We start from the raw sequence: 17321 nt of genomic DNA, 5'->3' as shown, positions 1-17321 counted from the left end.
ATTCTGTCCTGCGTCTCCTTTTCGTGGTAAGATGAATGAGACGAAATGGAGAGTATCTTGAGGAGGGGCATTCATGGCTCATTCGCGACAATTGGAACAACCAAACGTGCGCTTACACGTGGCAAAGACTCGGCGGCGCCAAGCACTGATGCCGCTGCGTTCTGCCGCATCACATAAGTTAGCTTTAATTGTTGGTTACCGAGCAATGGCACTAATTAATCAGGATTTGACTCGTATGTTCACTCCGTGTGAAGAAGAGGCCGAACGCCGGTTAACGCAATTTCGTAGAAAATAGGCATAAAAATAAAATGTAGATAGGGGATGGCGGCCCATGGCCCGTGTTGAGGTTAAACGCGGTGACGTCTTTTTCGCCGACCTATCACCAGTCGTTGGTTCGGAACAAGGGGGCATGCGCCCCGTGTTAATTATCCAGAACAACGTGGGTAACCATTATAGTCCGACCGTAATCGTGGCGGCAATTACCGCCCGGATCGAAAAGCCAAAAATGCCGACGCATGTCGGCATTTCGGCTGATCGGACCGGGATTGAACGGGATTCTGTCATTTTGCTTGAGCAAGTCCGTACCATAGATAAGCAACGGTTAAAAGATCAGGTGACTCATTTGGATCCGAAGACCATGGCGGCAGTGGATGCTGCCTTGGCAACAAGTATTGGCTTGGTGGACAAGGCCCGGAAGAAAAAAAGAAAGTAGTGTCATACATAGTTTCTACAAAACAAAAGGATCACAACTAATTTAGTTGTGATCCTTTTGCCGATTAATGATCAATTTTCGTGGCGTAAGTCTTCGATCTCAGTCACTTGGTATTCTTTACGTTCCAGGGCCTTCACAATGCGGTCGAGCTTTTCTTCATCGACTTCGGCCGGTAGGGTGAACATGATTCGGTGGACCAGCTCACCTTCCTGACCATCCAGGCTAATGACGCTGGCAATGTTAGTGTACTTGGTAATGATCTTTGCCATGCCGGCCAAATCGCCGCGGTCACCACCGGAAACAATGGTTAAAACGTAGCTCCCAATGTTGACGTTCCAAGACTGTGAGAGCATGTCCATCAAGCGCGTGTGGGTCAGAATGCCGTAGAAGGCGTTGTTATCATCCAGTACGGCGATGTAAGGTAAGTCTTTGATAGAGAAGAAGACATTAAAGAAGGCAGAATTAACGGAAATAAACTTAGTCGCATTCTTTAATAATGACGTTACGGGCAACTGCATGTCACCGCCACGAGATTTGTGACGGTAGATGTGCATTTTGTAAATGTTACCGCGGAAAATCTGACCCGTTTCATCTAAGATCGGGACACACCGGTAACCGGAGTCTTCCAGGACTTTTAAAGCCTGTTCCAAGGTAACGTCCTCGCGAACCGTAACCAAACGTTCTTTCGGTTTCACTAGGGATTTAAGCAGCATAGCAGATGACCTCCTAAAAGATTAGAAACTTCTAATATTCTCTCCTAATAATACCATAGTTTGCCAGAAACCTGAACCGATTTTTGCAGCCATTGCGCAAAAATACGACGACCATTTGGCTAAATTTGATAGCGGTCATTGACGGAATTCGGTTAGACGAAAGACCGTCAATATAGGGTGAAAGGCCTTCACTAGTGGAGGGAATAAATGAATAGTGATCAACAAAAAAGCCAAGGGGCTATCGAATGATAGCCGCCTTGACTTATTTAAAATCTAATTAGAAGACGATGACTGGCGTCCCAACCTTAACGTTGGCGAAGACCTTGCTGACCTCGGACGGTGGTGTGTTCACACAACCGTGAGATCCATGCTTGACGTACCAAGTACCACCATATTGGGGTTGCCATGGCGAATCGTGAATCCCCACACCGGTATCATCAATTGGCATCCAGTACTTCACCTTTGAGGCGTAGTTGGACCCGTTGTCGTTTTCACCGCGCAGGGTAGTGTTTCGTTGTTTACTCCAGATGACCCAAACGCCAACGGGAGTGTGGTGTGCCGTGGTAGGAAGGCCGGTTACAACATCGGTCGAAACGACGACTTTCCCGTTCTTGTAAACCCACATATGTTGGTTTACCTTGTCGACTTCGACGTAGGAGTTACCAAGGTCGGTGCCATTCTTGTGATAACCGGAACCTTGGATCTTAGGCGTGCGGTCCATTCCCTTGGCAGCGACGACGAGCTTACTGAGAACTGGCGCTTCACTCTTGACCTTGATACTCCAGCCATAGAGCCCCGCTTTAACCTTTACCGTGCCACGCTTGGTGGACTTGAATGACCGGGTCTTGTTGACCGTGCCATACTTTTTGCTCAACTTCGTGAGGTAAGCTTTCACCAGCGTATCGTCGGTTGTGAATTTTCCCTGCTTAAATGTCAGCCAAGAAGCAATAGTTTCAGCTGGAATGGTGATTTTGTGATTGCTAAGTTCATAAGTGTAGGTGGCCTTAGTAGCCGCAACTGCCTTGGTTTTGGCGTCCTTGAAGGTGGCTGACGTGGTGGTTACCTGAGGCTTCAGGTAGTCGGTGTCGACATTAACCGTCGTTTCACCTTTTTCAATGGCTAATGAAATTGATTTGGCTAACTTCGCGGGATCAAGCTGATTACCAGGCTGTTCCTTTTGCGTGGAGAATTGGCCGTCGGTGTACTTGAAGCTGGCATCTTTGGCGGCCGTACGAGTCTTGTTAGCCTTATTGGCAATTTGGTTGGCCATGGCTTGAACGCTCTTTTGATTGGATTCATCCGCATTCAGGGCAATGGAGTCCGCCGTAGCAGTGGTCATGTGTGCTGGCCAGCCCCAAATGTTTTGATTAGCAATTAGTTTACTCAAGGCAGCCTGTGAGGTGACCTTGAGATTAATCGACCGCGTCTTGAATGACGTCACGGTCTTGTGACCGTCCTTTAAGGTTAGTTCCTGGTTCTTCAGGGCAGCTTGTAATTTCGTGGCTGCCTGTTTTGCCGTATTACCGCCGACGTTAACGCCAGCGATTTCCGTGTCCTTAAAGAAAACATGGGACGAGGAATAATGTAATGCTTGTCCAACGTAAATGGCCCCAACCGCCACACAGGCGGTGACTAAACCAATCACGAGGGCTCGTTTCTTTTTCATGTATGAGGCCTCCCAGAATTAAGCCAATGGAGAAAAAGTAGTTATGGTTAACTATCATCTATCAGCATAACTCTAGGATACTTCACAGAACCTTAAATGACAATGTGATTGACCAGATGTTAACGCTTACGTTATGAATTTTGTCAGAAATCGAAGAAATAAAAAAATCGCCGCCCGATAAGGGACGACGATTAACGCAACTTTAGAGGGCGGCTAAGCCATCCTTCGTCACTTTTTTAAGAGTTTCAGCGGACTTGGTCATGGCGTCCATTTCTTTATCGGATAATGGAACTTCAACGACACCAGCTAAACCACTTGCGTTGATGATGGCTGGCGTACCGATGAAGATATCGTCTAAACCATATTCGCCGTTTAAGGCTGCACCAACAGGCAATACGGCATTTTCATCCCGTAAGATAGCCTTAGTAATCCGCATCAAGCAGGTTGCAACACCATAGAAGGTTGCCCCCTTACGGTTGATGATTTCGTAAGCTTTGTTCCGGGTGTCATCTTCAATCTTAGCCAGGTCATCGTCAGTTAAGCCGTGTTCCTTAGCAATGGTCTTCAATGGCTTAGAACCAATCGTTGCTTCATCATAGGCAGCGAATTCAGAGTCACCGTGTTCACCCATAATGTAAGCTTCCACGCTACGTGGGTCGACGTTCAACTTGTTAGCTAAAGCAACGCGTAGACGGGAAGTGTCCAAGGAAGTCCCTGAACCAATAACCTTTTCCTTAGGGAAGCCAGAGAACTTCCAAGTAGCGTAGGTTAAGATGTCAACTGGGTTAGCAGCAACAACGAAGATGCCATCGAAGCCTGAGTCAACGACTGGCTTAACAATGGAAGACAAGATCTTTAAGTTCTTGTTGACCAAGTCTAAACGTGTTTCGCCGGGCTTTTGGGGTGCACCAGCAGTGATCACAACAACGTCTGCATCGCTGCAGTCGGAGTAGTCACCGGAGTAGATCTTCTTAGGAGCAGTAAAGACTTGTGCGTCTTCAAGGTCTAGGGCGTCACCTTCGGTCCGTTCTTTAACAACATCCACAATTACGAATTCTTCGGCTAAGCCTTGGTTTACCATGGAGTACGCGAACGCTGAACCGACAGCGCCGTCACCGACTAAAACAACTTTTTGATGATTCTTAGTAGTCAAATTCTTCATCTCCTAATAAATTATGACATCAAGGGTCACGATAAATACCCAAAACCAGTATACCATGTAACCAGATCAGGGGCCATGATGCTCACTGAAAACGCAGGGAAAGTTGCGGTGAAATATCGTGGAGGGGTTGGTGGTGCGGCATTCGTGAAGTTGCCGGCTGACTATGCTATACTCAGTGAGGTTAGTCAAAATTAAAATAAGCTGAACCGGCTGAACGGGATGGAACGGTCCCGTCCGGCTATTTTGTTTCCGGTTCGGCAAGCTTAATAAATAAGAAGGAACTTTAAAGATGAAAATGATTGTTGGTTTAGGAAATATTGGTCCGCAGTACACAAATACTCGTCACAACACGGGCTTTATGGTTGTGGAAGCTTTTGCGAAGGAACACGGGATTGACCTAACAACGCGTAAGTTAGATGCCCGCTATGGCACCGGGATAGTTAACGGTGAGAAGGTTTTAGTCGTTAAGCCAACGACCTTCATGAATGAGTCTGGCCGGGCTGTGCACCCCTTGATGAACTATTTCAAGATCGACCTAGATGATATCATGGTGGTTCAAGATGATATGGACTTAGCCGTTGGCCGCATTCGCCTTCGGGACCACGGATCTGCCGGTGGTCACAATGGCATCAAGAGCATCATCGCGCATGTTGCGAGTGAACACTTCAAGCGATTAAAGGTCGGTATTGCCCACCCACAACAGACCACGGTGGTTGATTACGTTTTGGGTAAGTTTACGAAGGAGCAGGCCCCGCTGTTTGGTCAAGCCACTGATCATGCCGTGGCGGCATTAGACGACTGGGTCGCTGGCACCGAATTTCCGCAGCTCATGAACCAGTACAACTAAGAATAGGAAGTTATCGTGTGAATTTAGAAGGATTTATGACCCAGACGAGTCAATATGGGACCGTTCGCCAATCCTTAGCACCCGGTCAGCGTCAGCTAGTGACGGGGCTGAATGGATCGGCCGAGACGTTATTTATTGCTAGTCTGCTCCACGAAGAACAACGATCGATTGTCTACGTGACGGATACACTCTATCACGCAGGCCAACTCGTCGATGACCTAGCGAACCTACTAGGTGATGACGAGCTTTTTGAGTTTCCCGTAGAAGAGCTTTTAGCGGCAGAGGTTGCCACGAGTTCGCCCGAGTACCGGTCCGAACGAATCGATGCCTTACGGGCGTTACAGAGCGACCGACCAGTTGTTGTGGTGACGTCGTTGTCCGGATTACGGCGTTTCTTACCCGCGCCGGCTAACTTTGCGGCGGCCCGATTTGAGGTAAAGGTTGGGGATGAATTCGATTTCACCGACTTGCAGCAACGACTCTTTTCTATGGGGTATACTCATCAAAAATTAGTGGCGGGGCCGGGCGACTTTGCGGTGCGCGGATCGATCGTTGATATCTACCCACTGGCAGCGGAGTATCCAGTACGGCTCGACTTCTTTGATACAGAAGTGGACTCGCTGCGATACTTCGATCCAGCCACGCAACGGAGTATTGAAAATACTGAAAACATTGAAATTTTACCGGCGACGGATTTTATTCTGACGCAGGCAGAACGAACCGCTGGGGCGGTTCGGCTTGCCGAGGCCTTAAAGCAGCAGTTGACCGATCTGAAAGACGCCGAAGCTAAAGCCACGCTGACTAATCAGGTTCAGCCGCTGATTGACGGCCTGAAGAAGGGGTCGGTTGACCCCCAACTGATGGAGTTTGCGGCTTATTTATTCCCGGAACATCATCAGTTGCTCGACTATTTACCAGATAATGGTTTGGCATTATTTGGCGACTATTCACGGTTACAAGATGCCGAACGCCAATTACTAGAAGACGAGGCTAACTGGGCAACTGATAAGCTGACCCATCACCAAATTTTCTCACAACAGGTCTTTGGCGGTGAATTACGGCCAATTGTCCGCAATGATGGCCACGCGCAAATTATGTTGGCACTATTCCAGAAGGGCATGGGAAGCTTGCGTTTTCAAGCGGTTACGAATCTAACCACTCGGGCCATGCAACAGTTTTTTGGACAGTTGCCAGTTATGAAAACGGAAATTGATCGGTGGCATAAACAGAAGCAGACAGTGGTTATCCTGGTCCAAGATGAGGAACGACTGGAGAAGATCGAGCAGACGTTGGATGACTTTGAGATTCAGGCGGTTCTGACGAAGTCGACCAATCTGCAGGAACATCTGACACAATTGGTGCCGGAACGGTTGCACACCGGATTCGAACTGCCAGAGGCTAACCTGGTGGTGATTACCGAAGCCGAAATGTTCCAGAAGGTTACCAAGAAACGCCCACGACGGCAGAACATGGCCAACGCGGAACGCTTGAAGAGCTATACCGATTTGAAGCCCGGCGATTACGTGGTGCATGTGAATCATGGGATTGGGAAATTTATCGGAATGCAGACTCTGACCGTCGATGGGGTTCATCAAGACTACATGACCATCGACTACCAGGACAACGCACAGTTGTTTATCCCGGTAACCCAGTTAAATCTGATTCAGAAGTATGTGTCTTCTGAGGATAAGAAACCTAAGATTAACCGGTTGGGTGGCTCAGAATGGGCTAAGACGAAGAGTAAGGTTGCGGCTAAGATTGAAGACATCGCCGATGAACTGGTTGATCTGTACGCTAAGCGTGCGGCGGAGAAGGGCTTTGCCTTTCCGATGGATGATAGTCTGCAACATGACTTTGAAGACGACTTTCCATATGCCGAGACGCCGGACCAGTTGCGGACGATTGAGGAAGTTAAGCACGACATGGAGAAGCCCCGGCCGATGGACCGATTGTTAGTTGGGGATGTGGGTTATGGGAAGACCGAAGTGGCTTTGCGGGCTGCCTTTAAGGCGGTTGAAGCGGGTAAACAAGTGGCTTTTCTAGTACCAACGACCATTTTGGCACAACAACACTATGACACGATGATTAATCGGTTTGAAGGCTATCCTATTAATGTTGAAATGTTTTCGCGGTTCCGGACGACTAAGCAGATTCATCAGTCGATTAAGGATTTAGAAAGCGGCCAATTGGATATCGTTGTCGGCACCCATCGGCTATTGTCACAAGACGTGAAGTTTAAGAATTTAGTACTGGTGCTAGTTGATGAGGAGCAACGTTTCGGGGTAAAGCACAAGGAACGCTTGAAACAGTTGAAGGCTAATGTTGACGTGCTGACGTTAACAGCGACACCAATTCCACGGACCCTGCACATGTCAATGTTGGGAGTCCGTGACCTATCGGTAATTGAGACGCCACCGGCTAACCGGTTTCCAATTCAGACCTATGTGATGGAACAAAATGCTGGTGCCATTCAAGATGGCATTCGGCGTGAAATGCAACGGGGTGGACAGGTCTTCTATCTGCATAATCGGGTGGAAGACATTGAAAAGACCGTTGGGCAAATTCAGGCCCTGGTTCCCGAAGCGCATGTCGGGTACATTCATGGTAAGATGACCGAATCCCAACTTGAAGGGGTTCTCGTGGACTTTCTGCGCGGGGATTATGATGTGTTAGTGACCACGACCATTATTGAAACTGGGATTGATATTGCCAATGCGAACACCCTGTTTGTGGAGAACGCGGATCGAATGGGCTTGTCGCAGCTGTATCAATTGCGGGGCCGGATTGGTCGTAGTAACCGGGTGGCCTATGCTTACTTCACCTATAAACCCAATAAGGTGTTAACTGAGGTCAGTGAGAAACGACTTGAAGCCATTAAGGACTTCACCGAGTTGGGATCTGGCTTTAAGATTGCCATGCGAGATTTGTCCATTCGTGGGGCGGGTAACTTATTGGGTAAGCAACAACACGGATTTATCAATTCAGTTGGGTATGATTTGTACACCCAAATGTTGAGTGACGCCGTGGCTAAGAAGCGTGGTCACCATGTTCAGCCCAAGACGGATACGACCGTTGAGCTGGGTGTGGAAGCCTATCTACCTGGTGATTACATCACTGACGAACAGCAAAAGATTGAAATGTATAAACGGATTCGTCAGCTCGATAGCGACGATGAAGTGAGTGAAATTCAGGCCGACCTGATTGACCGATTCGGTGACTATCCGTCAGCGGTGGCGCAATTGTTAACGATTGGTCAATTGAAGCTGGCCGCCGATCAGGCCTTGGTCGATAAGATTCGGCGTGTTGATGGGGACATCTTTGTCACGATTTCGAAGCGCGGCACCAATATTCTTGGTGGCGAGGACGTCTTCAAGGCACTGGCGGCAACGAAGTTAAAGGCTACTGTGGGCATCAGTGAAGATCGGCTGCACATTAAATTGGTGATTCAGCCACGGATGGAAACCAGTGATTGGTTACCACAGTTGCAGCAATTTTTAGCGGCCCTACGGGATATCGTCGAAGTGACGACTAAGCCTAAGACGACCGATACCAAGTCTGAATCCTCGACTGATTAAAGGAGGTCGACCATGGGCAACCGTCATTTGAATACAACCTTGCGGGGGGCCCTAGTGCTGTCGATTGCGGCCTTTATTGCCAAACTTCTCAGTGCGGTCTACCGGGTCCCGTTTCAGAATATGGTTGGGAATACCGGGTTCTATGTGTATCAGCAGGTCTACCCGATCTATGGGATCGGGATGACATTTGCGCTGAGCGGACTACCTGTGTTTATTTCTAAATTAATCGCGAGCGTTCCCGATCTATCCCGGCAACAGCAAGTTGCCCGGCAAGTGTATCGGTGGGTCTGGTTACTCGCTGGCGGGGTGTTCCTAGGGCTAATGTTCGGGGCACCGTGGATCGCCGCGGGGATGGGGGATCGCCAATTGACACCGTTGATTCGGATGGTGGATTGGATGTTTCTCCTCATGCCAGAGCTTTCCGTAAATCGGGGTCTGCACCAGGGACAGTTTAATATGTTACCCACTGCTCGTTCACAGGTGGTGGAACAGTTGGTTCGGGTGACCGTCATCTTAGTGGCGGCAGCTTGGGCCACGCGTCACGGTTGGTCCGATTACCGGATGGGGGTTTGGGCTCTCAGTGGTGGAACGGTTGCTGCGGTTGCCGCCTGTTTAGTTCTGCCCCGTTGGCGGAACTCGGAGCCGGCGGCCAATCAACCGATCCACCACATCGGCCGGCGGCTACTGATTGAGGGTGGGACCCTGTGCCTATTGACGGCCATGATGGTGCTCTTTCAACTGGTCGACTCATTCACGGTTAAAAATGGATTGGTAGCTGGTGGGGCATCGGAGTTGGCCGCTAAGAGTCTCAAGGGAATTTACGACCGGGCTCAGCCATTGGTTCAGTTGGGACTAGTCGTGGCGGTGGCATTTGCAACGTCATTGCTTCCGGCCCTGACAGAAGCGCAACGGCAACAACGACCGTTGGCTTTTAAACGTCTCACGGCTACCATGATGCGGATTGCCCTCATCATTGCGACCGCGGCAACGGCGGGACTGATTTCATTAATGCCTTGGGTTGACCGGCTCTTGTTCGGCAATACTCAGGGGGCCGTGATGTTGGCGGTTTACATGCTGAGCATCATTTTAGCAACGCTGATTCAAACGTATAACAGTGTCTTACAGAGTCAGGATGGCTATCGGTTAACGGTGGTTGCGTTACTTGCAGGACTTGCCGTGAAAATTGGTGGGAACCATTGGATGGTTGAACGGTTCGGGGGGATTGGCGCCAGTTGGCTAACGGTTGGCGGCCTGCTGATCACGTTGATCATCATCTGGTACGGATCGGCTGTGGAGCTTCGTACGGGGGTCTGGACACCTAGTTTTGTGGTGAAACTAAGCGCGTGCACGGGAATTATGGTTCTTGGCGTGCGGTTACTCGTCTGGGCTTGCGAAATGATTTGGCCACGATTAACCAGTGGTCGCCTACTGGATGGGGTTGGGCTATTGGCTTTGATTCCCATTGGTGCCTTGATATTCCTGACACTAGCGCTACGGTGGCGATTGTTAACCATTCGCGAATGGTTAACGCTACCTTTGGCCAAACGACTATTAAGATTTTGGCAACGATTAGGCCAAATTGGAGGAAAATAAATTATGCGATTAGATAAATATTTGAAAGTTTCACGGATTATCAAGCGGCGGTCCGTCGCTAAGGAAATTGCCGACAAGGGTCGGATCATGATCAATGGTAAGGTGGCTAAGTCTTCAAGTGACGTGGTGACCAATGATGAATTGGTTATTAAGTTCGGTAACAAAACATTAACGGTGCAAGTTAATGAATTGCTGGAAACGACTAAGAAGGACGATGCCGAACGGATGTACACTATCGTCAAAGAAGAATACGCCCAGGACTTTCGGCAAGAATAATGCTCTGAATGTGACGAATGTTTTACAATGTGCTTAACTAGCTAGACGATGATATTGAAACTTGCTATACTCAAGTTAAATTATCTGGTGAACAGGCAAGGAGTGAGTGGGGATGGCCGATGTGAAAGCCAAAGCTAGTAAAGTTGAACGCTTGGAGAACGAATATACCCGTCGGCTTAGCCATCAACGAGATGCGGCGCAACATACCCAGGTCTTGGGTAGGCGGCGCCGTCGTCGGGCAACGCGGATTATCGCTGTCTTTGTGATCTTTGCGGCAATTTTAGGCATTCAACTTGTGCGGACGAATGCCAGTCTCCACCACGTGAATAGCCAGGTAGCTACGAGTGAACAACACCTGACACGGACGAAGGCTGAGAGCCGGAAGTTGAAGCTTCAGGTTAAGCAACTTAATAACGATGACTATGTTGGACAATTAATTCGGTCTAAATATTATTATTCGAAGTCGGGTGAGACCATTTATAGTCTCCCAGGTGACCATGCTGGTGATGTGATAGCCAAGTAAGGGTCAATGAAACCGTCAGTTGTGTCTTGACTGGCGGTTTTCTGTGTTTTTGGTAAGTGGCGAGTTAGTCGGTGTAAACCTTCTCATTAGTTTAGTCCCTCAATTAGAGGAGATCGGCAAGGAACCTAGGGCTGTAAAGGTTAGTTTAATCAGTTTTCGTGCGGGTTTATTTAGCAGAACATCAACGGAGTTTTTTTGTTTTGACGTAGGGGATTGGTTAAAACTGTGTTATACTAAAATCACTTATTTTAAGGAGGAACTTCTTGTTTATGGCAATCGAGGTTGGAGCTAAAGTTACCGGAAAGGTCTCCGGGATTACGAACTTTGGTGCATTTGTTGATTTAGGTGACCACAAGACCGGGTTGGTTCACATTAGTGAAATTTCTGATGGATATGTTAAAGATATTCATGACGTTTTGACAGTAGGGGATGAAGTGACGGTTAAGGTCCTGACCGTTGGTGATGATGGTAAGATTGGTCTTTCAATTCGTAAGGCTAGTGACCATCCGGCAACAGATCGGCCTCATCATGAGCGCCCTAGTCATGGCGAACATCATGATTTTCACGGTAAGAGTAATTCTAACCATGGTGGTTCAAGTCAGGAACATGGTCGGCGGTTCGACAACAACGGGCCCCGGGCACACCATAGTTCAGCAAATGGCCGTTTTTCCGGGCATCACGCTGCTAAACATGAAGAAAGCTTTGACGATTTGATGTCAGGCTTCATGAAACAAAGTGAAGATCGCCTGGCAACTATTAAGCGTAATACTGAAGGCAAGCGTGGCGGTCGTGGTGGCCGGCGTAGTTAATCACGCCTTTTAAGAAATGAGGACCGCATTCGTGCGGCCCTTTTTTGTCAGGGGCAGTTTCACTGAGGGGGGCAATTGATGACATTAACTGAACGATTTCGTGAAATTTGCCAGGCCAATGGCTGGAATGATCCCAAGCAAAGTGGCTTAGTCGCCGTCTCGACGGGGATCGACTCGATGGTGCTGTTAAGCTTGTTTCTTCGGCTACCGGTGCAGGAGCGACCACAATTAACGGTGGTCCACGTCAATCACCAATTGCGAGAACAAAGTGCGGTTGAACAGGCCTTCTTAACGGATTGGTGTCGTCAACGCCGAGTACCTCTTGTGGTTAGAGCTTGGCCGGTGGCTGACCATCCGTTGCATGGGACGGAGGCTGCCGCTCGGGCGTTTCGCTACCGCTTTTTTGAGGACGAATTAGCAAAACGGTCGGCTAATTGGGTGGCAACTGCCCATCAGGCGGATGAACAGGTGGAGACCATTCTCCTGAAGTTGATTCGCGGCGGACAGCTAGACCAGCTTACAGGGATGGCGGCTAGTCGACCCCTGGGGGTTGGTCAGCTGATTCGACCTCTGTTGTCATTTACTAAACGCGAACTGAAAACCTTTGCGGTGGCCGAAGGTCTTCCGTGGTATGAGGATGCAACGAATCAAGAGTTGGTGGCGAGTCGAAATCGGATTCGGCAGGTTATTTTACCGCAATTGCGGGAGGAGAATCCCCAGGTTGAGCGGCATATTCTGGGCTATGCCGAACAGTTGCAGATGATCCTAGACCTGGCTCGACCCCAGGTGGTGACGGCCACGGCACAGGTATGCATAAGTACCGCTCCAATAACTGGTTCGGTGGAGCGACTGTTAGGCCAATCAGAGGTCAATCAAACGAGTATCTTAATGAAGCTATTAAAGCAAGCTAACCCGGAGCTATCTACAGAAAAGTCCCTACTGATCCAGGTACAACAGCTCTTGAGCAATTCACAGCGGCCTACCGGAATGGTACAACTTGGGCAGGGGTGGGTCCTAGAAAAGCGGTATCAAATCTTTAAAGTTTGGCGACCGAAAAAAAGCGGAGAAAAATCCGTGGAACAATTTCGTTTTATGGTAGACTTAAACCATTACCATGCGATTGGGTGTGGCCGGCAGCTAGGACTGTTTGAAGCCACGGCTTCTCAACGAGAAGCGGTGACACAGACGGTGACCTTGACGCCTGACCAGTTACCCTTGCAGGTTCGTCCCTGGAATCAAACGGATGTGCTCCGACTGCGGAATGGCCACCACCAGTCCGTGCGGCGGGCGTTGATTAACGCGAAGATTCCGCGTGATCAGCGGGCACAAGTGTCGGTTCTGGTGACGGCGAAGCAGGAGGTACTGGCAGCGCTGGGGGTCAAATGGTCGGTTTGGCCACGTCAATCGCATGCAACAGCGTACCACCTAATTTTGAAGCGTGATGAGATGAAAGGGGAACAGCATGAATAACGATATTGAAAAGGTTCTGTATAGTGAGGAAGACATCGCCGCTGCTTGTAAACGACTAGGAGATCAACTCACGGAGGATTATAAGGATAAGACGCCTTTAATCATTTGTGTTCTGAAGGGTGCGATCTTGTTTATGACGGATGTTATTCGGGACATGGATATTTATGCAGAAATCGACTTTATCGATGTTTCCAGTTATAACGGCGGCACAGCTTCTTCCGGAACCATTCGACTTCTGAAGGATCTGGACACGGATGTTGCTGGTCGCGACATTTTGTTAGTTGAGGACATTATCGATACTGGCCGGACCTTGAAGTACTTGGAAGATCTGTTGAAGGACCGTCAGGCTAACTCCATTAAGGTTTGTACTTTGATGGACAAACCTAGTGGCCGTGTGGTTGAAGCCAAGGCCGATTACGTTGGGTTTAATGTCCCAAGTGAGTTCGTCGTTGGATACGGTTTGGACTATGAAGAAAAATATCGGAACCTGCCTTACGTCGGTGTTTTAAAGCCATCCGTCTATTCAGATAAATAATTAGTCAACGATAGTCAATTGTGATAACATCTTATTTAGTAAAAGGGCCAAAGCCCAAATTTTTGTTCCTAATGTTAAGACTGGGAACTGTGAGTAAGGAGGCAAGACATGAATAATCGACGAAATGGACTGTTCCGTAACAGCCTGTTTTACATTGTGATGTTCTTGTTGATCGTTGGTGTTATTTACATGTTCAATGGAAATAGCAGCAATTCACAATCCCAAGAAATCCAATCGAGTCAGTTCGTGAAGGACTTGAATGCCAATAAGATCAAGAACTTTGCCATTCAACCGTCTGGTGGAGTTTACAAGATCACTGGTGAATACCGTAACGCCCAAAAGCGTTCGACCAACACCGGTTTCAGCCTCGGTGGCTCACAAAGTACCGCAGTGACTGGATTTAGTACCCAAGTTTTAACAAATAACTCGACGGTTTCTGAGATTGACAAGACCGCAAAGGATCACAATGTGAAGGTGAACACGAAGGCCGAGGAATCCAGTGGCTTCTGGATTAATCTCTTGGTTTACGTGGCACCACTCTTGATCTTTTTCTTCTTCTTCTACATGATGATGGGCCAAGCCGGCCAAGGTGGCGGCAATGGTCGGGTCATGAACTTTGGGAAGAGCAAAGCCAAACCAGCCGACAGTAAGGAAAACAAAGTTCGCTTTTCTGATGTTGCCGGTGAAGAAGAGGAAAAGCAAGAGCTGGTTGAAGTGGTTGAGTTCTTAAAGAATCCAAGAAAGTTCGTCGCGTTAGGGGCCCGGATCCCATCCGGGGTGTTACTCGAGGGCCCACCTGGTACTGGTAAAACTCTGCTGGCAAAAGCTGTTGCTGGTGAAGCTGCCGTACCATTCTTCTCCATTTCTGGTTCTGACTTCGTGGAAATGTTCGTCGGGGTTGGGGCTAGCCGTGTTCGGGATCTGTTTGAACAGGCCAAGAAGGCTGCACCTTCAATCATCTTTATTGATGAAATTGATGCGGTTGGTCGTCAACGGGGTGCCGGCATGGGCGGTGGTCACGATGAACGTGAACAAACGTTAAACCAATTATTGGTTGAAATGGATGGGTTTACGGGGAGTGAAGGCGTCATTGTCATGGCTGCCACTAACCGTTCCGATGTTTTGGACCCCGCGTTACTTCGTCCCGGTCGGTTTGACCGGAAGATCTTAGTTGGTCGTCCTGATGTTAAGGGCCGTGAGGCAATCCTTAAGGTTCACGCCAAGAATAAGCCGTTAGCGAACGATGTTGATTTGAAGGAAATTTCTAAGCAGACACCAGGTTTCGTTGGGGCCGATCTAGAAAACCTGTTAAACGAAGCGGCCCTATTGGCGGCTCGTCGAAACAAGACCCAAATCGATGCGTCTGATTTAGATGAGGCAGAGGATCGGGTCATCGCGGGACCTGCGAAGAAGGACCGGGTTGTCAGTCCCCAAGAACGCAAGACTGTGGCTTATCACGAAGCTGGTCATACCATCGTTGGGCTTGTCTTAAATGACGCTCGCGTGGTCCACAAGGTCACGATTGTTCCTCGTGGACGTGCCGGTGGGTATGCCATCATGCTACCGCGTGAGGACCAAATGCTGATGTCTAAGAAGGACGCCATGGAACAAATTGCCGGGTTAATGGGTGGTCGGACAGCCGAAGAATTAATCTTTAATTCTGAATCCTCCGGGGCTTCCAATGACTTTGAACAGGCAACGCAAATTGCCCGCTCCATGGTTACCCAGTACGGGATGAGTGATAAGTTGGGAACAGTGGCTCTCGAAAGCGGCAGTGGGCAACCATTTGCCGGTGCCGGGTACTACAACCAACCTGCTTACTCAGAAAACACGTCTAACTTGATCGACAGTGAAGTTCGTCGGATTATCGGAGAAGCCCATGAGACTGCTCGGAAGATCTTGAATGAACACAAGGAAGAACACAAGTTAATTGCGGAAGCCTTGCTGCAATACGAAACGTTGGACGAAAAACAAATTCTTAGTCTGTTCAATACGGGTAAGATGCCTGATAAGGACAGTGCTAACGAATTTCCAAGTGAAAAAGCTGCGACATTCGAAGAATCGAAACGTGAGTTGGAACGACGTGAAGCAGAACGCCAAGCTTCTACGGAAGCCAAGTTGGCTTCCTCAGCTGCTGCTGACTCGAGTGAAGCTGAATCACCAGCAAGCGCTGCTGATGACCAGTCAAACCAAAGCGATTCTGAATAGGTTGCCTACCAAGGGGATCGGATTAATTCCGGTTCCTTTTTTGTTTGCAAATGCAAAGGTTTCTGGTAAGGTAGGGCATGACTGTAAGAACGAAAGGACGTTATAACGAGCATGGCAGATTATTTAGTAAAGAGTTTGATCGATAATGGGATGTTCCGGGCCTATGTGGTTGATGCAACGGAGACAGTTGCTGAGGCCCAGAAAAAGCATGACACTTGGAGTGCAGCGACGGCGGCGCTTGGGCGAACGCTAATTGGCACTATGTTGTTGTCGACTTCCCTGTTAAAGGGGAAAGAAACCATGACGGTTAAGGTCAATGGGCATGGTCCAGTCGGAGCTATTGTAGCTGATGGTAATGCAGATGGGACAGTTAAGGGTTACCTACAATATCCTCATATCAACTTACCATTGAATAACAAGCATAAAATTGATGTTAAGAAGGCTGTTGGAACCGCGGGAATGCTCACGGTTACTAAGGACCAGGGCTTTGGTCAACCTTATACGGGGCAGGTTCCTTTAGTCTCGGGGGAACTAGGGGAAGATTTTACGTACTATTTAGCCAAGTCGGAACAAATTCCCAGTGCCGTTGGGGTTTCAGTCTTCGTTGAGCCGGATAATCGGGTTAAAGTTGCCGGGGGCTTTATGATTCAAGTTATGCCAGGAGCTTCTGATGAGGCGATTAGTCGGTTGGAGAAACGGATTGCGGCCATGCCGATGGTTTCAGAGTTGTTATTAGCTGGGCAAAAGCCTGAGGATATCTTAAAGCTATTATTCAAAGATGAAGAGGTTAAGCTTCTTCAGAAATTACCGGTTAGTTTTAAATGTGATTGTTCCAAGGATCGCTTTGCCAAGGCATTATCTTCGGTACAACCTCAGGCACTACAAGAGATGATTGATGAAGACCATGGGGCGGACGCGGTTTGCCATTTCTGTGGGAATCATTATCATTTTTCGGAAGACGACTTGCGGCAAATTTTGGTTGACACGCAGTCAAAATAGGTTAAATGATGGGTGCTTACCGCATGGTGGGCACCTTTTTACTAATTTATTTGCAGTTTTGCTATTTTTATACAAAAATGGCTTGACCAATCATCCAAATCTTGGTATATTTATAAACGTTGTCACGGCGACACAGTGTGTTGCTTAAAAATAAACGTTATTTTTTCTCTTGACGGCTAATGATAAGGTATGTTATTCTTATTGAGTTGTCACAGGGAGTCACGTTGTGGCAA

15 protein-coding genes are annotated in these 17321 nt (G+C 48.5%); 12 read left to right on the top strand and 3 right to left on the bottom strand.

Features of this window, described 5'->3' with window-relative positions:
- Positions 1-73 precede the first annotated feature (73 nt).
- Together LSE01S_RS08690 and LSE01S_RS08685 are read left to right on the top strand one after the other, a co-directional pair.
- Positions 74-295, top strand: coding sequence for a hypothetical protein (locus tag LSE01S_RS08690; protein WP_061777248.1), 222 nt, complete (start codon positions 74-76; stop codon positions 293-295).
- A gap of 36 nt (positions 296-331) precedes the next feature.
- Positions 332-712: a type II toxin-antitoxin system PemK/MazF family toxin gene (locus tag LSE01S_RS08685; RefSeq protein ID WP_061777247.1), complete on the top strand. Its 381-nt coding sequence runs from the start codon at positions 332-334 to the stop codon at positions 710-712.
- A gap of 71 nt (positions 713-783) precedes the next feature.
- On the opposite strand, the gene cbpA is transcribed toward LSE01S_RS08685, so the two are convergent.
- The 3 genes from cbpA to LSE01S_RS08670 all read right to left on the bottom strand — a co-directional run bounded on the left by cbpA (position 784) and on the right by LSE01S_RS08670 (position 4253).
- Positions 784-1425, bottom strand: coding sequence for a cyclic di-AMP binding protein CbpA (cbpA, locus tag LSE01S_RS08680; RefSeq protein WP_061777246.1), 642 nt, complete (start codon positions 1423-1425; stop codon positions 784-786).
- Between the two features lie 277 nt (positions 1426-1702).
- Positions 1703-3091 carry a L,D-transpeptidase family protein gene (locus LSE01S_RS08675; RefSeq protein ID WP_061777245.1) on the bottom strand — a complete coding sequence of 463 codons (1389 nt, stop codon included), beginning with the start codon at positions 3089-3091 and terminating at the stop codon, positions 1703-1705.
- A 202-nt stretch (positions 3092-3293) separates the two neighbouring features.
- Entirely contained in the window at positions 3294-4253 is a 960-nt protein-coding gene (locus tag LSE01S_RS08670) for an L-lactate dehydrogenase (protein ID WP_061777244.1), read from the bottom strand.
- Positions 4254-4542: 289 nt separating this feature from the next.
- On the opposite strand from LSE01S_RS08670, the gene pth reads away from it, so the two are divergent.
- The 10 genes from pth to hslO all read left to right on the top strand — a co-directional run bounded on the left by pth (position 4543) and on the right by hslO (position 17088).
- Entirely contained in the window at positions 4543-5100 is a 558-nt protein-coding gene (gene pth, locus LSE01S_RS08665) for an aminoacyl-tRNA hydrolase (protein WP_061777243.1), read from the top strand.
- 17 nt (positions 5101-5117) lie between these two features.
- Positions 5118-8675 carry a transcription-repair coupling factor gene (gene mfd / locus LSE01S_RS08660; protein WP_061777242.1) on the top strand — a complete coding sequence of 1186 codons (3558 nt, stop codon included), beginning with the start codon at positions 5118-5120 and terminating at the stop codon, positions 8673-8675.
- 12 nt (positions 8676-8687) lie between these two features.
- Positions 8688-10268 carry a putative polysaccharide biosynthesis protein gene (locus tag LSE01S_RS08655; protein WP_061777241.1) on the top strand — a complete coding sequence of 527 codons (1581 nt, stop codon included), beginning with the start codon at positions 8688-8690 and terminating at the stop codon, positions 10266-10268.
- A 3-nt stretch (positions 10269-10271) separates the two neighbouring features.
- The gene (locus tag LSE01S_RS08650; RefSeq protein WP_061777240.1) at positions 10272-10544 is read left to right on the top strand and encodes an RNA-binding S4 domain-containing protein; all 273 of its coding nucleotides are present in this window, start codon (positions 10272-10274) and stop codon (positions 10542-10544) included.
- A gap of 112 nt (positions 10545-10656) precedes the next feature.
- Positions 10657-11067, top strand: a complete 411-nt coding sequence (locus tag LSE01S_RS08645; protein ID WP_061777239.1) for an FtsB family cell division protein — start codon at positions 10657-10659, stop codon at positions 11065-11067.
- 269 nt (positions 11068-11336) lie between these two features.
- Positions 11337-11876, top strand: a complete 540-nt coding sequence (locus LSE01S_RS08640; RefSeq protein WP_061777238.1) for a S1 domain-containing RNA-binding protein — start codon at positions 11337-11339, stop codon at positions 11874-11876.
- A 78-nt stretch (positions 11877-11954) separates the two neighbouring features.
- Positions 11955-13346 carry a tRNA lysidine(34) synthetase TilS gene (gene tilS / locus LSE01S_RS08635; RefSeq protein WP_061777237.1) on the top strand — a complete coding sequence of 464 codons (1392 nt, stop codon included), beginning with the start codon at positions 11955-11957 and terminating at the stop codon, positions 13344-13346.
- Positions 13339-13881: a hypoxanthine phosphoribosyltransferase gene (gene hpt / locus LSE01S_RS08630; protein WP_061777236.1), complete on the top strand. Its 543-nt coding sequence runs from the start codon at positions 13339-13341 to the stop codon at positions 13879-13881. Before tilS ends, hpt begins: the two co-directional genes overlap by 8 nt.
- A 108-nt stretch (positions 13882-13989) precedes the next feature.
- A complete protein-coding gene (gene ftsH, locus LSE01S_RS08625) occupies positions 13990-16089 on the top strand; it encodes an ATP-dependent zinc metalloprotease FtsH (protein ID WP_061777235.1) in 2100 nt (699 codons plus the stop codon).
- Positions 16090-16200: 111 nt separating this feature from the next.
- Positions 16201-17088: an Hsp33 family molecular chaperone HslO gene (hslO, locus tag LSE01S_RS08620; protein ID WP_061777234.1), complete on the top strand. Its 888-nt coding sequence runs from the start codon at positions 16201-16203 to the stop codon at positions 17086-17088.
- Positions 17089-17321: the final 233 nt, after the last annotated feature.

It is taken from the genome of Levilactobacillus senmaizukei DSM 21775 = NBRC 103853 (assembly GCF_001592085.1).
GTDB lineage: Bacteria > Bacillota > Bacilli > Lactobacillales > Lactobacillaceae > Levilactobacillus > Levilactobacillus senmaizukei.
The sequence above is the reverse complement of the archived record's forward strand: the minus strand, read 5'-3'. Positions and strand labels throughout refer to the sequence as shown.

Bases quoted from the DNA above. Each gene is read 5' to 3' on its own strand.
- LSE01S_RS08690 (WP_061777248.1), top strand. From the start codon at position 74: ATGGCTCATTCGCGACAATTGGAACAACCAAACGTGCGCTTACACGTG.
- LSE01S_RS08655 (WP_061777241.1), top strand. From the start codon at position 8,688: ATGGGCAACCGTCATTTGAATACAACCTTGCGGGGGGCCCTAGTGCTG.
- hslO (WP_061777234.1), top strand. From the start codon at position 16,201: ATGGCAGATTATTTAGTAAAGAGTTTGATCGATAATGGGATGTTCCGG.
- LSE01S_RS08640 (WP_061777238.1), top strand. From the start codon at position 11,337: ATGGCAATCGAGGTTGGAGCTAAAGTTACCGGAAAGGTCTCCGGGATT.
- ftsH (WP_061777235.1), top strand. From the start codon at position 13,990: ATGAATAATCGACGAAATGGACTGTTCCGTAACAGCCTGTTTTACATT.
- hpt (WP_061777236.1), top strand. From the start codon at position 13,339: ATGAATAACGATATTGAAAAGGTTCTGTATAGTGAGGAAGACATCGCC.
- pth (WP_061777243.1), top strand. From the start codon at position 4,543: ATGAAAATGATTGTTGGTTTAGGAAATATTGGTCCGCAGTACACAAAT.
- LSE01S_RS08675 (WP_061777245.1), bottom strand. From the start codon at position 3,091: ATGAAAAAGAAACGAGCCCTCGTGATTGGTTTAGTCACCGCCTGTGTG.
- tilS (WP_061777237.1), top strand. From the start codon at position 11,955: ATGACATTAACTGAACGATTTCGTGAAATTTGCCAGGCCAATGGCTGG.
- cbpA (WP_061777246.1), bottom strand. From the start codon at position 1,425: ATGCTGCTTAAATCCCTAGTGAAACCGAAAGAACGTTTGGTTACGGTT.
- LSE01S_RS08645 (WP_061777239.1), top strand. From the start codon at position 10,657: ATGGCCGATGTGAAAGCCAAAGCTAGTAAAGTTGAACGCTTGGAGAAC.
- LSE01S_RS08650 (WP_061777240.1), top strand. From the start codon at position 10,272: ATGCGATTAGATAAATATTTGAAAGTTTCACGGATTATCAAGCGGCGG.
- LSE01S_RS08685 (WP_061777247.1), top strand. From the start codon at position 332: ATGGCCCGTGTTGAGGTTAAACGCGGTGACGTCTTTTTCGCCGACCTA.
- LSE01S_RS08670 (WP_061777244.1), bottom strand. From the start codon at position 4,253: ATGAAGAATTTGACTACTAAGAATCATCAAAAAGTTGTTTTAGTCGGT.